Source organism: Psychrobacter sp. ASPA161_6, assembly GCF_051970285.1.
GTDB classification, from domain to species: Bacteria; Pseudomonadota; Gammaproteobacteria; order Pseudomonadales; family Moraxellaceae; genus Psychrobacter; species Psychrobacter glaciei.
The window spans coordinates 517,870-535,825 of the sequence record NZ_JBEFNJ010000002.1; the positions used below are offsets into that span (position 1 = coordinate 517,870).

General features: G+C 43.3%; 14 protein-coding genes. 5 read left to right on the forward strand and 9 right to left on the reverse strand.

Annotation, left to right across the window (positions count from 1 at the left end; genetic code table 11):
- Positions 1-133: 133 nt before the first annotated feature.
- Positions 134-1,189, reverse strand: a complete 1,056-nt coding sequence (locus ACTQ9T_RS08250; protein WP_010195743.1) for a type IV pilus twitching motility protein PilT — start codon at positions 1,187-1,189, stop codon at positions 134-136.
- A 341-nt stretch (positions 1,190-1,530) separates the two neighbouring features.
- On the opposite strand from ACTQ9T_RS08250, the gene ACTQ9T_RS08255 reads away from it, so the two are divergent.
- Positions 1,531-2,250, forward strand: coding sequence for a YggS family pyridoxal phosphate-dependent enzyme (locus ACTQ9T_RS08255; RefSeq protein ID WP_440464740.1), 720 nt, complete (start codon positions 1,531-1,533; stop codon positions 2,248-2,250).
- Positions 2,251-2,265: 15 nt separating this feature from the next.
- On the opposite strand, the gene ACTQ9T_RS08260 is transcribed toward ACTQ9T_RS08255, so the two are convergent.
- Together ACTQ9T_RS08260 and ACTQ9T_RS08265 are read right to left on the reverse strand one after the other, a co-directional pair.
- Positions 2,266-3,540 carry a hemolysin family protein gene (locus ACTQ9T_RS08260; protein WP_010195738.1) on the reverse strand — a complete coding sequence of 425 codons (1,275 nt, stop codon included), beginning with the start codon at positions 3,538-3,540 and terminating at the stop codon, positions 2,266-2,268.
- A gap of 215 nt (positions 3,541-3,755) precedes the next feature.
- Positions 3,756-5,447 (reverse strand): NAD+ synthase, encoded by a 1,692-nt coding sequence (locus ACTQ9T_RS08265; protein ID WP_201592660.1) that lies wholly within the window; start codon positions 5,445-5,447, stop codon positions 3,756-3,758.
- A gap of 829 nt (positions 5,448-6,276) precedes the next feature.
- Here ACTQ9T_RS08265 and ACTQ9T_RS08270 point away from each other — a divergent pair.
- Genes ACTQ9T_RS08270 through epmA form a run of 3 tightly spaced genes read left to right on the forward strand, consistent with a single transcriptional unit; the run spans position 6,277 to position 9,797 of the window.
- Positions 6,277-7,413 (forward strand): AI-2E family transporter, encoded by a 1,137-nt coding sequence (locus tag ACTQ9T_RS08270; protein WP_440464741.1) that lies wholly within the window; start codon positions 6,277-6,279, stop codon positions 7,411-7,413.
- A gap of 53 nt (positions 7,414-7,466) precedes the next feature.
- Positions 7,467-8,702, forward strand: a complete 1,236-nt coding sequence (locus tag ACTQ9T_RS08275; RefSeq protein ID WP_440464742.1) for a 4-phosphoerythronate dehydrogenase — start codon at positions 7,467-7,469, stop codon at positions 8,700-8,702.
- A 57-nt stretch (positions 8,703-8,759) separates the two neighbouring features.
- Positions 8,760-9,797, forward strand: a complete 1,038-nt coding sequence (gene epmA, locus ACTQ9T_RS08280; protein ID WP_440464743.1) for an EF-P lysine aminoacylase EpmA — start codon at positions 8,760-8,762, stop codon at positions 9,795-9,797.
- A 284-nt stretch (positions 9,798-10,081) separates the two neighbouring features.
- Here the strand turns inward: epmA and ACTQ9T_RS08285 are convergent, their stop codons facing one another.
- From ACTQ9T_RS08285 to ACTQ9T_RS08310, 6 genes are all read right to left on the reverse strand, one after another.
- Positions 10,082-10,720, reverse strand: coding sequence for an NAD(P)H-binding protein (locus ACTQ9T_RS08285; RefSeq protein ID WP_194620774.1), 639 nt, complete (start codon positions 10,718-10,720; stop codon positions 10,082-10,084).
- Between the two features lie 188 nt (positions 10,721-10,908).
- On the reverse strand, positions 10,909-11,358 hold the full coding sequence (locus tag ACTQ9T_RS08290) for a YaiI/YqxD family protein (protein ID WP_440464744.1): 450 nt from the start codon (positions 11,356-11,358) through the stop codon (positions 10,909-10,911).
- Positions 11,358-12,734, reverse strand: a complete 1,377-nt coding sequence (locus tag ACTQ9T_RS08295; protein WP_440464745.1) for a 5-(carboxyamino)imidazole ribonucleotide synthase — start codon at positions 12,732-12,734, stop codon at positions 11,358-11,360. Before ACTQ9T_RS08295 ends, ACTQ9T_RS08290 begins: the two co-directional genes overlap by 1 nt.
- Positions 12,735-13,219: 485 nt before the next feature.
- Complete coding sequence (gene purE / locus ACTQ9T_RS08300; RefSeq protein ID WP_440464746.1) at positions 13,220-13,780, reverse strand: 5-(carboxyamino)imidazole ribonucleotide mutase; 561 nt, start codon at positions 13,778-13,780, stop codon at positions 13,220-13,222.
- Positions 13,781-13,879: 99 nt separating this feature from the next.
- Entirely contained in the window at positions 13,880-14,845 is a 966-nt protein-coding gene (locus ACTQ9T_RS08305; protein ID WP_440464747.1) for a metallophosphoesterase, read from the reverse strand.
- Positions 14,846-15,013: 168 nt separating this feature from the next.
- On the reverse strand, positions 15,014-15,622 hold the full coding sequence (locus ACTQ9T_RS08310) for a rhomboid family intramembrane serine protease (RefSeq protein WP_010201910.1): 609 nt from the start codon (positions 15,620-15,622) through the stop codon (positions 15,014-15,016).
- Positions 15,623-16,166: 544 nt separating this feature from the next.
- On the opposite strand from ACTQ9T_RS08310, the gene ACTQ9T_RS08315 reads away from it, so the two are divergent.
- On the forward strand, positions 16,167-17,807 hold the full coding sequence (locus ACTQ9T_RS08315; RefSeq protein ID WP_440464748.1) for a hypothetical protein: 1,641 nt from the start codon (positions 16,167-16,169) through the stop codon (positions 17,805-17,807).
- The last annotated feature ends 149 nt before the right edge of the window (positions 17,808-17,956 follow it).

Genomic DNA, 17,956 nt, shown 5'->3' on the forward strand with positions numbered 1-17,956 from the left:
TAAAAATTGTCTAAAGTCCATTTTTAAAGATCAATAATCATGACTATTAAAAATAAATAAGGTGTATAAAAAGGTATATAAAAAAGTCACTGGCTATTAGTAGTAGTTAGTAGCTCTGATCAAATCAGCACTGCTATAAAAATGCATCAGGCTGCTTGGCATAAGGACGAGCAACGTCTTTACTGATCGTGCCTTTTGTCACAAGGTTTTTAAGCGTTTGATCTAGAGTAATCATGCCATCGCCGGCACCTGTTTGGATAGCGGAGTACATTTGGGCGATTTTATTCTCACGAATCAAGTTACGAATCGCTGGCGTACCCAGCATAATCTCATGCGCGGCAATTCGTCCGCCAGTTTGACGACGTAACAAGGTTTGTGAGATTACCGCTTGTAGCGACTCCGACAGCATGGCACGAATCATGTCTTTCTCCGCTGCAGGGAATACATCGATCACGCGGTCAATGGTCTTAGCCGCTGAGCTGGTGTGTAGAGTGCCAAAAACTAAGTGACCGGTCTCAGCAGCAGTCAAGGCCAGACGAATGGTCTCAAGGTCACGTAGCTCACCAACAAGGATAATATCAGGATCTTCACGCAGTGCTGAACGTAGCGCTGGCTCAAAACCTAAGGTATCACGGTGTACTTCACGTTGGTTAACCAGACTTTTTTTAGATTCGTGGACAAATTCAATCGGGTCTTCGATGGTTAAAATATGCTCTTTACGGGTTTCATTGATATAATCAATCATAGCAGCGAGCGTGGTTGATTTTCCTGAGCCTGTTGGACCTGTTACTAGGACGACGCCACGTTTGAGATCTGACACACGCTTGAACACCTCACCCATACCCAAGTCTTCCATAGTCAGTACTTTGGAAGGAATGGTACGAAAGACAGCGCCTGCACCGCGATTTTGGTTGAAAGCGTTGACCCGAAAACGCGCTAAGTTGGGAATCTCGAAAGAAAAATCCGTCTCATAAAACTCTTCAAAGTCAGCACGCTGCTTATCATTCATGATGTCATAAATCAGCTGATGCACGACTTGATGCGTCATCGTTGGCATATTGATACGCGTCATCTCACCATCCACCCGAATCATCGCTGGCATACCGGCTGAAATATGTAGATCTGATGCCTTATGTTTGACCGTAAAGCGCAGCAGATCTTCGATGCTTAGATTGTTTTTTTCAGCCATAATCAGGCATTCCTATCAATGAATAAGGGTAAGACAAAAAGAGCATAGCAGCAGGCTGTAAACGATAACCCTATCAATCATCCTCTGCTAGATCAGTTATTTAGCGATGAGCTAGGCTATGGTTGTTACTATTACTATTATCTTTAGTAGTATATGTTAAACCATGTAACAATATCATAACAAGACTCTTGGCATTTAACCATCTACTAGGCTAAGAAAATGTAAAATTAGACAGTCATTTATTTATTTATTGTGTAAATTTTGCTCATGGCAAAATTTTTATGGAAGTCCTAATAAAAATCAAAACAAATAATCAAACCATTTATTCTTGTGAGCTGTATATGAAAGATACTGAAAATAATTTTGATAAATTAAGCCTTATTGATAACTGGCAGCAGGTCATACGACAAGTGACGCAGGCAGGTGAACAAGCCAAAGATACCGCATCAGACGAGGTTATTTTACTTGCGGTTTCTAAGACCAAGCCTGCCGAGATGATTGCTACTTTAGCTGAGCAAGGACAACGCCACTTCGGGGAGAATTATCTGCAAGAAGCCATCGAAAAAATCAGTACTCTAAAATCTCAAGCAATAGGCGAGTCTGTTGTTTGGCATTATATTGGTAGTATTCAACGTAATAAGACGCGTGATATTTCCGAGCATTTCGATTGGGTACAAACGGTTGAGCGCGACATCATTGCGAAGCGTCTGAATGAGCAACGTCCAAGCGAGTTGCCGCCATTGAACGTTCTGATTCAACTCAATATTGATAATGAAGACAGCAAGTCAGGGTGTTTGCCAGCGCAGTTACCAGAATTGATAACCACAATGAAAGGTTATGCGCGTCTGCAATTGCGTGGACTGATGATTATCCCTGCTAAAACCAACACTGATGCTTTTAGCCGCACCAAGCAATTATTTGAAGCCATCAAGCGTGACTATCCAGAATTAACTGGCTGGGATACGCTTAGTATGGGCATGAGTGATGATATGGCAGAGGCGATTGCCAATGGCTCGACCATGGTGCGAGTCGGCACCGCCATATTTGGTAGTAGAGGTTAGTGCATGTTGAGCCGATTAAGCCACTTCTTCGAGCTTAGTCACTAATAGCTGGTTAATTTTGAGGTTATTAGTCGCAAGAATTTCAAAGCGATAATTGGCATATTCGATGCTGTCAGTTTTCTTTGGAATTTTGCGTAGCATATACACCATAAAACCACTGATCGTTTCGTAGTTCTGGCTGTGCGGTAGATTGACAATGCCAAGTGAGCGAATCACATCTTCGATTGGGGTCATGCCGTCAATGAGCCAAGAGTTATCAGTACGCTGAACAATGGGCTGATCTTCTAGGGTGACCAGCTCGCCCATGACAATACTCATGACGTCTTTTAAGGTAATTACTCCAACGACCAACGCATACTCGTTAATGATAACGGCAAAGTCAGCACCGGTTGATTTAAACATCTCTAACACTTCAAACAAAGATAAAGTATCAGGCACAAACAGCGCCGGTTTTAATAAGGCTTTGTTGGTTAAGCTGACCTCTTGTTGGTTAAGCACTAAGGCTAAAAAACTGCGTGACTCCACATAGCCAATGATATGCTCTAGATCATCGTCATGGCAGACCAAAAATTTATTATGTGGTTGTTTGATCATGACCTCAACCACTTGCTCCGTACTGACCTTGGTATCAAAGTAGACGATGTGTTCGCGTGGATTCATCACTGAGGTCACCGTGCGCTCTTGCATCTCAAAGATATTCTCGATCAAATGATGCTCTTGATGTTTAATCACCCCAGCTTCTGCACCAGCATCCATCACTGCGTAGATATCCTCTGACGTCATCTCATCCTGACGGACAGTCGATATACCCAATAAATTAAAAATCAGGTTCGCTGCACCATCAAAGACCCAAATAATCGGCTTTAATATAAAAATTAAAAAAATCATTGGCCGCACAACTTTGATAGCAATCGGTTCAGAGTTGGACATGGCGAGACGTTTGGGCATCAGGTCGGCAAACAGCACAAAGACACTGGTGATGATGATAAATGACACAACAGAGGCGAGCGCTTCATGACCGAATAGACGCTCTAAATAAGGACTGATGGCTGATTCACCGATAACACCTGCCAAAATGGCCACCGCATTGAGCGCGATCTGTACCACAGTAATAAAGCTGCCAGGATGCTCTTGCATATTGAGAACATCAAGCGCGCGCACTTCGCCTTCTTTGGCCATCACTTGTAGTTTGATTTTTCGGGCGGAGGCTAGTGCTAGCTCGGAGCTGGAGACAAGGGCGCTGAGCGCAATTAATAAAAAGATAAACACACCAGCAGTTAGCAAGCTCATGAGATACTCGGATAGAAATAGGTAGGGTAGTTAGGTTAAAAATAAAGGGTTCAATTTGTGGACGCGAAAAGCTTATTTGTGAATGTTCAACACATTCTAGTCAGAAACTAAAAAAGCTGGGCAAGCACCCAGCCAATAATTAAAGATTGATTTTTGAACAAGGAGGTCGTCATTGTCTGACTTCTTTACGGTAGCAGTCAGACAATGGTTGCAACCTAGCCTTTTATCGACCATTTATTCACCAATGGGTAACGACGCTCACGACCAAAAGCTTTATGGCTGATCTTCGTGCCAATTGGTGCCTGACAGCGTTTAAATTCGTTATTGTCGACCATTTGAATAACCTTGGCGACCAAGTCAGCATCGAACCCTTTATCCACGATATCTTGATAACCCATGTCTTCATCGATATAAGACATCAAAATGCCATCTAAGATGTCATAGTCAGGTAAGCTGTCCTGATCTTTTTGGTCAGGGCGTAGCTCGGCTGATGGGGGACGGGTAATCACGCGCTCAGGAATCACAGGCGTGTCTTCTAGACGGTTGCGATAGCTGGCCAGTTTATAAACCTGTGATTTATAAACATCTTTTAGCACATCGAAGCCACCTGCCATATCACCATATAAGGTTGAATAACCAACTGCCAGCTCTGATTTATTGCCAGTCGTGATGACCAAATGACCAAATTTATTGGACAGTGCCATCAATACAACACCGCGAGCACGTGCTTGGATATTTTCTTCAGTGGTGTCCGCAGGTGATTTATTAAATAGCGGGGCAAGGGTATGACGAATGCCTTCGACCGCATCAAAAATTGGACAAACCGTATAAGAAACATTTAGACGACGGGCTTGTGCTTGTGCGTCTTCTAAGCTGATTGGTGACGTATATTCATAGGGCATCATGACCGCATAAACTTTATCCGCACCCAAGGCATCGACCGCGATACAAAGCGTTAATGCCGAATCAATACCACCTGATAAACCGACGATAATGCCAGAGAATCCTGAAAGGTTGACATAATCACGCAAGCCAACCACCAGTGCTTGATACATCTCTGATTCGCGGCTGAGGGTCAAAGGTGCTTTAGACTGCGCATTGAATTTGGCAGTTTTGACATCTAAGGTCGCGAGTAGCAATTGGTTCATAAAGCGTGGCGCTTCGTGGGCAACGCTGCCATCAGCTTGAACTGCCATAGAGCCACCGTCAAAGACCAAGTCATCTTGACCGCCAACAGCATTGACATAGATGATGGGGAGGCCATTCTCACGGCTGCGTTTGGTCAGCATGGTTTTACGACTGTCTTGTTTTTCAATTTCGAAAGGTGAGGCATTTAAGCTGATGACCAGATCCGCGCCTTGCTTTTTGAGGTCAGAAATAGGGCCTTTTTCCCACAAGTCTTCACAGATGAGTAGACCAATAGTGATGCCTTTATAATCAAATAGGACTTGATTGCGACCTTTGTCAAAGTAACGGCGCTCATCGAACACGCCATAGTTTGGCAATATTTGTTTATGATAAAAGCCTTTTTGATGCCCATTATGCAGGATGGCTGCTGAGTTGAACGTACCATGGTGATCGACGTGCGGATAGCCAACGATCATGACGATGTCATCGATATCACTTAAGCTAGATAAAGCGCTTTTGATGCGACCTGACAAGCTTGGGCGCAGCAGTAAGTCTTGGGGTGGATAGCCCAATAGTGCGAGCTCTGGAAAGACAATCACATCAGCACCTTGCTCGCGAGCTTCTAGTGCCAGCGTGCGCATTTTTGCTGCATTGGCGGTAATATCACCGACCAAAAAGTGTGACTGGGCTAAAGCAAAAGTAACGCTGTCTTGGGTTTTAGTGGTCTTACTCGCCTCATTTGAGGCAGTAAGGTTAGGGTTATCATTGTCTTTTGACATTGTTATTGTTCCTATGAATATAGTATTTAAAATTTGGTGGATCAGTGTTGGTTTAAAATAAAAATTAATCCGAAATTACATCAAAGCATTGCGCGTCAGTCATGGTTTTTTTTACATTGTTTTTAACCGTGAGTTCGTATGTCGAACTCGCATGATGCGTACAACGCTTGTATAAGCATTAATGTAATGCTTATATAGCAGACCCAAATTATGCTGCACTACTCTAAAAAGCTAGACATTAACAGCGTTTAGAGAGGAAGAATAAAGAAGGGTTATGATAAAGGGTGCGCTCTAATGATGACGAAAATAAATAAGGTCAAATTAAGGTAGCGGCACTTAAAATTTCAAAACAATTATTCTAGTATAACATCAATTGTTGATACTAATAGAACGCGCCAGTGATTTACCTTGCTAGATAGTGACTCATAAAGTGACAGCAAATAGTACTCAATGGTTATTGTTTTTCGGCATTCATTCTATGTATGATGGTTTGGTTAACAACGTAACGGTCGAGTGAAGTTAGCCCAAAAAAATTGTAAGGAAAGATTACAACATAGAGTTATTTATTTGACCTACTTTGTTGCATAATACCTGTCGGTAGGTAGTCTGCTTCTTGTCCTATTTTCTAAGACATTATCGACATCAACTGTGTTACGGTTGACGTGAGGCAAGCTTACTTGTAGCCAATATTGACCTGTATATTTATAGCCAACCACCCTCGCTAATGGATACCCTCTACGGAAATTGCCCGTAGATTGCTGTTCACCTATTTATAAACTTTGCAGTAATGCCGTATGAGGTTTTGCTGTCCGCTTTTGGTTTATACACTATGATAGAAAACTGGACAAAAGAATTTATTATTCAGCGCTTATTGGCCATTACTTTATTGGTTGTGCTGTTTATATTATGTTTTCAAGTGGTACAGTTTTTTATTGTACCGGCACTATGGGCGGCGATTTTAGCGTACGTTACTTTTCCTATTTATAACTTTTTTCACCAACGCGTAAAGTTCAGCTCAAACTTTAGCGCCGCTATTATGACCGTGAACATCTCTCTTATGATCGGCGTGCCGCTCGTGGTCGGTATCTTTATTTTGCAGCAGGAAGCCTTAAGTATCATCAGTAACTTAATTTATCGTATTAAAGTAGGTTATTTGGACGTACCTGATTCTGTCAAAGATTTACCGATTATCGGTCAACAAGTCAAAGATGTGCTGTGGCGCATCAATAAGAACCCTGAAGGGACGCTAGAAGCGTTTCGTATTTGGGTACAGTCCCATTTATATTATGGCAAAATCGCCTTTGATGTGGTGTTCAGTAGTCTTGCCAAGCTTGGTATGGCGCTGATGACCCTGTTCTTCTTTTATCGTGATGGCACAAGCTTAGTTCGCCAAATACGTCAAGCCTTACGTAACATCATTGGCAATCGTATCGATGGTTATATTGACTCTGTGGGTACGACCACTCGCGCTGTAGTATATGGTATTGGGCTGACCGCATTGGCACAGGCGATACTTGCTGGTATTGGTTATTATTTCTCTGGTGCACCAAGTCCTATTTTACTGACAATTATCACCTTCATCATTGCCTTAATCCCGTTTGGTACGCCATTTGTGTGGGGCGGGGTGTCGATTTGGTTATTAAGTCAGGGTCATACGGTAGAAGGTATTGGTTTGGCATTGTGGGGCGTGTTGGTCATCAGCTGGGTCGACAACCTTATCCGTCCTATCGTGATTAGCGGTGCCACCAAGATTCCTTTCATCATTATTTTTATCGGGGTCTTGGGCGGGTTAACAGCTTTTGGTTTCGTTGGTCTGTTCATCGGTCCTGTGGTATTGGCTATCGGTCTTGCGGTATGGCGTGAGTGGATATCGCAACACAAAAATGAAATATTCGCCCCACAAGAAATCATGTTGAGCGATAAAAACACACAATCAGCGGTTGATGAGCAAAGTGAAAGCAGCTGAGTCATAAAGAATAAAATACCGATCGATAAAGATATTTAATAAGGCTTAACGCGATGACGGATACAGTAACAGAAATCACTATTTTGGCGGATAGTAATATCGCCAGCCTTGATGAGTTTTTTACTGCCACTATGCTTGGTCAGGCGACTGAGCAGACGGTAAATATTATCAAAGTAGCTGGACGTGATATCAATGCGCAATTGCTTGCCGAATTACAGCCAACCATATTGTTAATACGCTCTGTAACGTCAGTAAACGAGGCATTACTGGCTGATAATGAAAGTGTGGAGTTTGTTGGCTCTGCAACGATCGGTACCGATCATGTTGATCAAGATTATTTGGCTGCACGCAATATCACCTTTGCCAATGCTGCTGGCTGTAGCAAACATTCGGTCGCCCAATATGTACTGACGGCTATCTTAACGCTGCGTCCGCAGTATTGGCAGCCATCAACGACGCTATCAATGCCATCATCAATGCCATCATCAATGCCATCATCAATGCCATCATCAATGCCATCATCAATGACATCATCAATGACATCATCAATGCCACCATTAACCTTGGGCATCATTGGGCTTGGTAATATTGGCAGTACACTCGCTCAGTATGCGACTGCTTTGGGCTGGCAAGTATTAGGCTATGACCCATTATTACACCCTTCAGATACGAATAATGCCAGTTTTGAGCAAGTGCTTAGCCAAAGCGACGTTGTCAGTTTACATGTGCCACTCACGGACAAAAAGGCTGCGGCTGGACAAAGTTTTCAAAGCAGTAATGGCAGTGATTATCCAACGCGTCATTTAATCAATGCAGAGGCTCTAGCAATGATGTCGCCGCATACCATGCTCATTAATAGCGCGCGTGGGCCTGTTGTTAATGCGAGTGATTTAGAAGCAGATATTGAGCGTAACGAGCGGCAAGTGGTGCTTGATGTGTTTGAGCACGAGCCAGAGATTTCTGAAGGCTTGTTGGCCAAATTGGCTATCGCCACGCCGCACATCGCTGGCTATACCGTAGAAGGGAAGCTGCGCGGCACGCAAATTATCTATGATGCATTATGTGAAAAACTGGCGGTCGCACCTGTTCAGTCTATGCAAAAACTGTTACCAATAAATATGTTTTTATGGTCTGAGTTGAAGGCGCATCCAGATAGATTGATTAAGTTCTATGACATTATGCAAGATGATGCTTCTCTGCGGAGTCAGGCAGTTGATGGACAAGTTAATGGTGCTGATTTTGATCAACTGCGCCGTGATTATCATTTGCGCCGTGAATGGCAGTTTTAAAGCCAACACTCAGTTTGCAAACCTATTTTTATTATTCATTAGCCACAGTAAATAGTCATGAATCAATCAATCAGTTCTTCTGTTAAGCCGAATGCTAAGCCCAGTTACGCACCCACCATGACACTAAGTATGGCGCAGCAGCGTGCGCAATTCATGCAGGATATTCGTCAGTTTTTTAATAAGCGGCAAGTACTAGAAGTGCAAACACCGCTACTGTCGCAAGCTGGCAATACAGATACTTTTTTGCAGTCCGTCGCTGCGCAAGTTACCTATCAAGATCGACCTTGTACTTATTACCTGCATACGTCACCTGAATTTGCCATGAAGCGTTTGCTGGCTAGCTGGCAAGTGCCTATTTATCAGATTTGTCCCGTTTTTCGAGATAATGAGATAGGCGTACGTCACAATATTGAATTCACTATGCTGGAATGGTATCAGCCGAATTATAGCTTAGCCGATATGGCGGCTGAGCTTGGCGAACTACTAGAAGCGCTCTATGGCTATCCGATTGTGATGAACCATTACCGCTATGTTGATGCCTTTATGGACTTCGTCGGCATACATCCGCTGACGGCTAGTCTAGACGCGCTACAAGCAGTGGCAGAGGATAAAGGGTTGACCGGTTTTGATTTTAATAGTGTAGAAAGCAGCGCAACCAATAGTGAAGAAGATATTCGTCAAAGTTGGTTGGACCTATTGTTCAGCCATGCAGTCGAGCCAAACTTGGGTCACGATTTGCCGACTTTGATTATAGAATATCCACCAGCAACGGCAGCATTAGCAAAAACGGCTTTAGATAAAGACGGTAATAAGGTGGCTAAGCGTTTTGAGTTATATATCAATGGTATTGAGATTGCCAATGCTTATGACGAGCTGGCAGATGGGCAGGCGTTAAGGGCACGCTTTGAGCAAGACAATCAATTGCGTCAGCGTCATAACCTGCCAGTCATGCCAATCGATGAGCACCTATTGGCAGCATCCGATGACTTGATACCCTGTAGCGGTATCGCCGTCGGTATCGATAGATTGCTCATGGTGACAACAGGGGCGAATAGGTTAGAGGACGTCATTCCGTTTCCGAGTGGTTTGGCGTAATATAGCCGACACTGTATCAATAAAATAGAGTATTAAGCGCTTTATTATTTGCTTGTATTACTAAGAAAAAAGTTTCTTATATAGATTATGTGATCTGACACTCTAATTTAGAAAATCGCTTTTATCACTGATGTTTAAATATTGTATTTTTAAATACCGTACAAAGCAAAAGGGTCACTTATCGATTGGCTGTTTGAACGCTCGCCAATAAATAAGTGACCCTTCTTTTGAGCTTTTTAAAGATCTAATCTCGTTAGATTTCTATAAGCCGTTATCAAATAAGCTTATACACTGGCTACAGCTTCATCAATTGCTGTCTCACCGTTATGCATACCAAACACTTTCTTGGTCGTATTGCTCGCGTTTAATACAGCCACTAAAGTAGCGGCAACGTCTGCAATCGAGTTTTCACCAGAATTGTTGTCATTGACGATGATTTTACCAGTCGCTTCGCGTTCTTTTAGCGCCGCTGCTTGTACGATAGTGTAGTCAAGGCTGCTGTTATTTACCAACCACTGATCGGCATAGTGCTTAGAGATGTAATAGCCTTTTAAGTCGCCAAGTCCTAGCTCGTCCCATTTTTTGGTGTCTAATGAGAACACTGTGCTGAGCATGATGTAGCGTTTGATACCTTTGTCCTGTACCGCTTGCATAGTTTTGATCGCACCATGTAAATCGACTTCTAGGATATCTTTACCACCAGAACCAGCTACAAAATAAACCGCATCGATATCTTGATCGATTTGCTTCTGAATCGCGTCTTTTTGAGCCGTAATGTCTAAATCCAACTGGCTATAATTGTCATCATTGAACAATTTTTCTTGTTGACGGGTAGTGCCTACCACTTGGTGATTATCAGCCAATAACTGCTTGACCAAATCTGTTCCTACTCGACCGCTTGCGCCAATTACTAAAATTTTCATAGTCATTCCTATTCTTATGTACGTTACTGTTGTTGTAAAAACTGAATGTAGCGTAACAAGAATGGTTGGCACACTTCGTTATGAAGCGTGCCGATTGCATAGTGTTTGGTTATGATTGTATACGGTTTGCAAAGAGCACAGGCTATGAGAGATTTAGAGTGGGTGGAAGGGAAATAGCATTATTAAAATCAACGTACCAAACGATTTAGACCATCGGCAAAGGCTTTTTTATCACGGTCGCCGTATGGTTTTTGTCCGCTCATCTCTTGTAGCTCTAGCACACCAGTACCGCGCATGGTATCCATAAAATCACGCATATTGAGCTTTTGCTTGATATTGTTTTTGTCATAGACCATACCGCGTGTGGTCAGTACCATGCCACCTTTGTCCAAAATATCATTGGCCAAAGGAATATCACTGGTAATCGCAAGATCGCCTGGCTGTATTTGTTTTACGATATAATCATCCGCTTTATCAAACCCTGATGGCACTACCGTCATGATAAGCAACGGAGACTTACGCAGCTTAATTGGCTGATTGGCGACAAAAATAGCCATTGTCTGCGTCCGTTCAGCCGTTTTGATAATCAAATCTTTGGCAATTAATGGCACCGAATCAGCATCCACCCAAATTTGCATTATTTTTTAGCCTTCTCTGTTTTCGATTTAGCCTCTATAACTGACTTGGTTTGGCTGTCTTTAATAGCGTTATCATTTTTAACCGTGTCGTTGCTGTCTTTAGACGTTTTATCAGCTGCTATAACCGCCGAATGATCTGTCGCTTTTGGCTGATTATCGATGGCACCAGAGGCTAATTTTTTATCAAGACCAACTTTATTGGGAAGTACCGCGACGAGTTTGGCCAAGGCAGGCTCTAAATCGGCAACATCATTGGGCATCAATGTGATGTGTGCAATTTTTCGATCCTCGCGTTCAGCCTTATGATAACTATGATAATGCGCGCCATCGATAGCTAGCACGGCACTGATATCAGGATATTGCCCTAAGACGTTGAGCATAATCGCTGGATGAACATTGTCTGTATCGCCGAGTGGTAAATTGACCACGGCACGGATATGGTTTTCAAATTGACTGGTAACAGCGCCTTCAATACTCCAGTGTCCAGAATTGTGTACACGAGGCGCAATCTCATTGGCGAGTACAGCATCATTGCCACGCGCGTCTTTGGTGACGAACAGCTCAAGCGCCATCACGCCTACATAGCCCAAATGATTCATGACCGTGGTAATCGCATCGGTCGCTTGCTTAAATAAATGGCTAGTCCCAACCGCGGGTGCTTGGGTCTTGGCCAAAATACCATGATGATGATGGTTTTCAACCAAATCATAACAGCGTACCTGACCGTTCTGTCCTCGTGCCGCGATAATAGAGACCTCACGGCTAAAATGAATAAAACCTTCTGCAATCAATGGCGCGGGCGTTGGCGTCAGCTCACCTTTACCACTGACAGCGTCTTTGAGGTCTTGCCAGGCGGCTTTGATATCACTGTCTTGCTTAATAACAAATTGGCCTTTGCCATCATAACCGCCGCGGCTGGTCTTGAGGACGATGGGCAGTCCAAGCTCACTGCAAGCTTGCTGTAGCTCGGCTTCAGAGTTGACTGCTTTAAAAGGGACGGTGGCGATATCAAGCGCATTAAACATCTGCTTTTCTTTTAAGCGATCTTGGGCGATATCAAGGGCAATCGGTGGCGGAAACATACCTTGCTTGCTACCAGATGTTGATAAATTGGCCAGTTGTTCAACCGTCGCCGTCGGTGTGTTTTCAAACTCCAATGTAAATACATCGGCTGCGGCAATAAATGCTTCTAGTTGCTCGCTATGAAAGACGCGCCCGTAAAGGCTGGCAGGGCATTCAGCATTGTCTTCTAAAAACACACACTGATAGCCTAATGGCATGGCCGCTTCGGCAAGCATCATGCCAAGCTGACCACCGCCTAAAATACCGATAGTACGAATGGTTTGGGTAACAGGATAAGCGTTCGCTGTGGTCATGGCAGGCTCTTTGAATTAAAAATGAATAAAGGGTATTCGGTTTAGGGTCTGTTGAACATTCAAATATTAGGACTGCTGATCGCTAAAATTGCACCAAACGTTTTATCAAATCAGGCGTAAACCGACGATAATGTCGAGACCTTAGCTAGGTTTACAACAACGTTTGGGGTGATTTTAGCATCAGCCTTTCAGGGCAGGGCTATTTTTTGCCAATACATGGCGAAATTGTCTACCCTAGAACGACTAGGCGTCAAAAATTTCACTGCGTATTGTCTAAAAAATAGCCACTGCCAGTTCCACATTTGAATGTTCAACAGACCCTATTTAGATCTGAAATCTAATCTATTAAAATAGGAAAAGGTGCACTGTATGCACCTTGTATTTAGTAGAACTCATCTAAGCATAAATATCAAGTTTAGAACATTTATAATCAGATAATGGGTCTTCGTGTTTTTTAGAAACTATCATCAACTCAGTTGTGTCTTTTAACTGTTGATAATGCCCGGTGTTGGGCTGGCAAGGATGGTTTCGGTTTGTGTTTGGCGTAGAGTATCCAGCTTAGTAGCGATTGCGTCGTCATGCAAGGCCAAGATTTGAATCGCCAGCAGTGCTGCATTATAAGCGCCTGCCGCCCCAATTGCTAAAGTACCAACCGCAACACCTTTTGGCATCTGTACGATAGATAATAAGCTGTCCCAACCGCTGAGCATCGAGGATTTTACAGGGACACCAAATACTGGTAACGGCGTTTGACTGGCACACATACCCGGCAAGTGAGCAGCGCCACCAGCCCCAGCGATGATAACTTTTAAACCATTACCTTTAGCATTTTTGGCATAGTCAAATAATCTGTCAGGCGTACGGTGTGCTGATACCACTTCACAATCAAAAGCGATATCAAAATCTGCAAGCAATTGTGCAGCGGCACTCATGGTTGCCCAATCAGACTGCGAGCCCATGATAATGCCAACTTTTGGCTGACCAGCAGGAGAGGCGATTGGACTGTTTTGCTCAACAGAGTTAACACTAGCTGATTGGGTACTCATGCTTTGATATCCTCAAAACGACCATCATACAAAAGTTTTGCCGCCTTCGTAAAGCCAAGTTTACCGATTAATGCTAAAGCGAGTGAAATGGTATTTAGATTATGACTGTATCACTGGGTCTTTGTCATGGCGATATTGCACAAAATTGCTGGCTTTAAGTGGCAAAGGCTGCTCAGTATCGAGCTGATAGCCTGTTAGATAACCACTCTCTACTGCTGCCGAATAATCAGTACAAGCAACTTGTGGACTCAATGGTTCAGGTGTCCCAGTTAGCCAATAATGACCGACGAATACGGGTTTATCGGTTTTGAGCGAAAAATTGATATTTTCTGCTAAGGCATCCACTGGAATTTGTGCCAATGCAGAGGAGGGGGCACGTGCCACCTCATATAGCGTACGCTCGTTCAGACTCTCAAGCCACCAACGTACCCGCACTCGTGTGCGCTCGGTACCTTCTTTATCAACCATCACCATGCCATCAGGTAGCGGTGTCTCTACGCCTTTTAATACTCTCTCTAATGCTTCAAAATTCTCGCTATGCTCTTGAGCAGTTACGACAAGTCCTTTAGGCGTTAAGCAGTTATCAGCAGTCAATAAGGGTGCTAATACCGCCATGCTGTCCACATCCCAACAGGCGTGCACAAAGCAAGCATAGTCAGTCTCCAGCCATAAGGGAATTTCATATAACCGCTCAAGCCAATAGCGATGGCTTTCTGAGCCAAAGGGCACTTCTGCGAGAAAAGCCTCGTGTTGGCGCGTATGTGTCTCATTGTGTGAGCGTAAGTATTCCTGAGGATTATTAGGGTCGAGCGTTGCAAAGGCTAAAGCATTGTATTCATGATTGCCCATCACTGCATCGGCAACATCCGCATCCAGCATGGCAAAAACAATTTCTAACGTGGTCAACTGCTGCGACCCACGGTCGATCAAATCACCGATAAATAATGCCCGATGACCTACTGGCGGCACAAAGTACTGTCCGTTATGGCGATAGCCTAGCTGGGTAAGCAGACCCACTAGCTTGTCTGCATAACCGTGAATATCACCGATAATATCTATAATCATAAGTCACTGTCTAATCTTAAAGTATAAAATTGCTCGACATGCCGAGCAACGCGACGAAATTAAAAAGGAGTTAAATTTTTTTAACTGATTTAGATTTAAGCGTCATTCGTTTAAGTAGTTTAACCAAGTGACGCTTCTTTCTTAAAACAGACCTCTAAAAATCATACTTTAAAGGCTTGGCGATAATAACGCGTTTAAAAAATGCGGGAGTACTTGTGGCTCCAGAATAATAGTGGCGATTATGCCAAACGCGCCGCCCCACAGATGCGCCATGTGATTGATGTTTGAACCACCACGTTTGTCTGCGTAGATGCTATAAGCCACGTAAGCGACGGCAAATAATATCGCTGGGATAGGAACGACTGCAAATAAATAGATTTTTTCCCAAGGTGCCAGCAAGATAAAGGCAAATAATACCGCTGATACACCGCCTGATGCGCCAAGGCTGAGATAGCTGGCATTGTTTTTATTTTTAATATAACTTGGAATCATCGCGATAATGATAGCCAACACATAAAACACCACGAAACCATAACCGAATAAAAATGATTGATATAACCCTTCGATAGCACGACCGAAAAAATACAAAGTAAACATATTAAACAGTAAGTGCATACTGTCAGCATGAATAAAGCCATGAGTCACAAAACGATCCCATTGACCATTATTTACCGCGGGTGGATAAAAAATGAGTCGATTGAACAGTGTCTTGTTTTGCCAAGCCAACAAGCTGACAATAACAGTGATAATAATGATAAGGGTCGTATGGTTAAGCAAAGGATAATCCTTAGGCCGAGCCTAGTGTGTGATTGTGGTATATACAACAGGGTGAACCGCCTAAATGTGATGGCTAAATAACCACTGGGTAAGACAATCAATAATAAGTAGTGATATGACAGTGCCCATAATGATTGCTGATCATCGATTCAGCAACGATCAAGGTAAGTCAAAAACCCATTATGTAGAGAACTGTGCTTTAATAATCATTTATTATTAACAATATAACAGTGTATAAAAGAGAGTAAGTAATGCTTCGTATACTGACCGTAACGTTAATGCTAAATGTATTTGTAGCAAGCAGTCTACAGCGCCTTAAAAATAAACTTAAGTCTACATGTATATCTAAGATAAGATAAAATCGTTTATATGAGCGACGCATAGCAACACCTACCGACAGCACAGCCGTTTCATAGGGCGCGACTTATAAAGTATAGGCATTTAAAGTACAGACATTTAAAGTACAGGCATCAAGCAAAGCAGATAAAAAACGATTTACTTCTTTTATATATTTAAACATTAAAGCCGGTAGAGGCCGTCAGTTATGAGTATTATTGAGCAACTAGAACAACATGTCACGCCAGCTGTGTTGGGTGATAATAGCAGCGTCGCCCATATCTGCCTCCTCGAGCAGTTTTATGCGATTTTGGTAGCCCGCTTGGCTTTGCCAGAAGTTTATTCGCAGTTGCTAAGATCGGATCAAGTCGTGGTTGCTGATAGCGTGCCAGAAACTCCTCTCTTTGAGCAGCTATGGCAAGCCCCAAGTATGCGGCAAACTCTAGTGCAGGAACTTGCCGCCACACATCATATCGATGAGCTTGCTACCGTACAGTTACTTATAAATGCTGCGCCACTGGCCTACCGTGAGCTAAAAGTACTGGCGAATGGACAGTTTTTGCCTGCGTTTTTGCAAAGAGAACAATCGGCGTTGCGCCAGTATTTACCCACATGGTCAGCACCTTTTATCACGGCCTCTCAAAGTATCCATCAACCATCCGGTGCACCGAGTGTCAGAGCGGATGCTACTATAGCAGCTGTGCCAGATATGCCAAAGGACAAAGTCAGCTCTTCTGATACAACCGCGATAACGCCGTCGACAGCAGCTGCCATAGAGAATAGCAGTGTTCATCCAAATACTAGTGTGAATTTAAGTAAACATAGCAATAGCAATTTAAACAATCTTACTGATGTTATGCATACTAGTCCTGCTGACCATCATTTGGCAGAAAATGGCAGCATGAAGCGAGAAAAAGTCCGTAGCCGTAATCAACGCAATGATTTATTGGTACGGGTGTTTTTATTGATACTGGCAGTGGTAGCGATAGGCTTTGCGGCATGGGCGCTGTTAATTAAGCCTAACATGACTCCAGTAGAACCTGTGGCCACCGCCCCAGTCGTTGTTCCGCCTACCATTGAACCAGCAGCACAGGTTTTAACGCCAGTTGAGCTAATCGTTGGGGTAGATGACAGTGGCAGTCTATATACTTGTAGCGCAACGGTCGGGGATGAAGCGTTGCAAAGCATACTACAACAGGCACTCAATACAAGTTTCGGTGAGCAGGCAAGTATTTGCGAGTTAACCATACAGGTAGGCGTGGCCAGTAGTATGAATAGTATACCAGCAGGGGTGCTGCCCAATATCTTGACTATGTTGAGATCAACACCATTTGCTCGACTGCATTTACAAAATGAGCGAGTGACCTTAGAAGCGCCAGACAATATGCTCCTACAACGCTTAGTCACTGACATACGTACGTTAGCGCCAGCGCTGATGATTGACAGTGTAGCACCATTACCATTACCCAATAATAGTAACGGAGCAGGTGATATGACGGCTATGAATGGTCAGAACCCTCAGTTTGAGTCCGATGCCGTCGCTGCAAACAATGCTTATAACAATAACGTTAATGGTAATAATTTTGCCGACAATGCAAACAATAATGGTGCTGGAGAGTATCAAGCAACAGATGACGATACCGGTGATAGTATGATGCCCGCACCAGCCCGCAATACACCAGTGCGTAGCAATAACGGCAATCTTACTAATGTGCCTAGCAATTTACCGAGTAATTCAAATAGCCGTGCACCTACAAACAATAGACCATCAGGCCCTATCTCCTTGTCTGAAGTAGATAATATGGCCAGCAATGTTATTGTGGCTGAGCCTGCGCAAGTAAGAAACTGATTAAACCGACCCTTAAGATGTAATATGAGTCATATTACATCTCAATACTTTTATAAAAAGTGATGGCTAAAGGTGATGGTTATAAGCAATCAGATGAAGTCGTTTTATTGCTATAGTCAATCCACTATAAAAGCGTTACAGCGTTAACC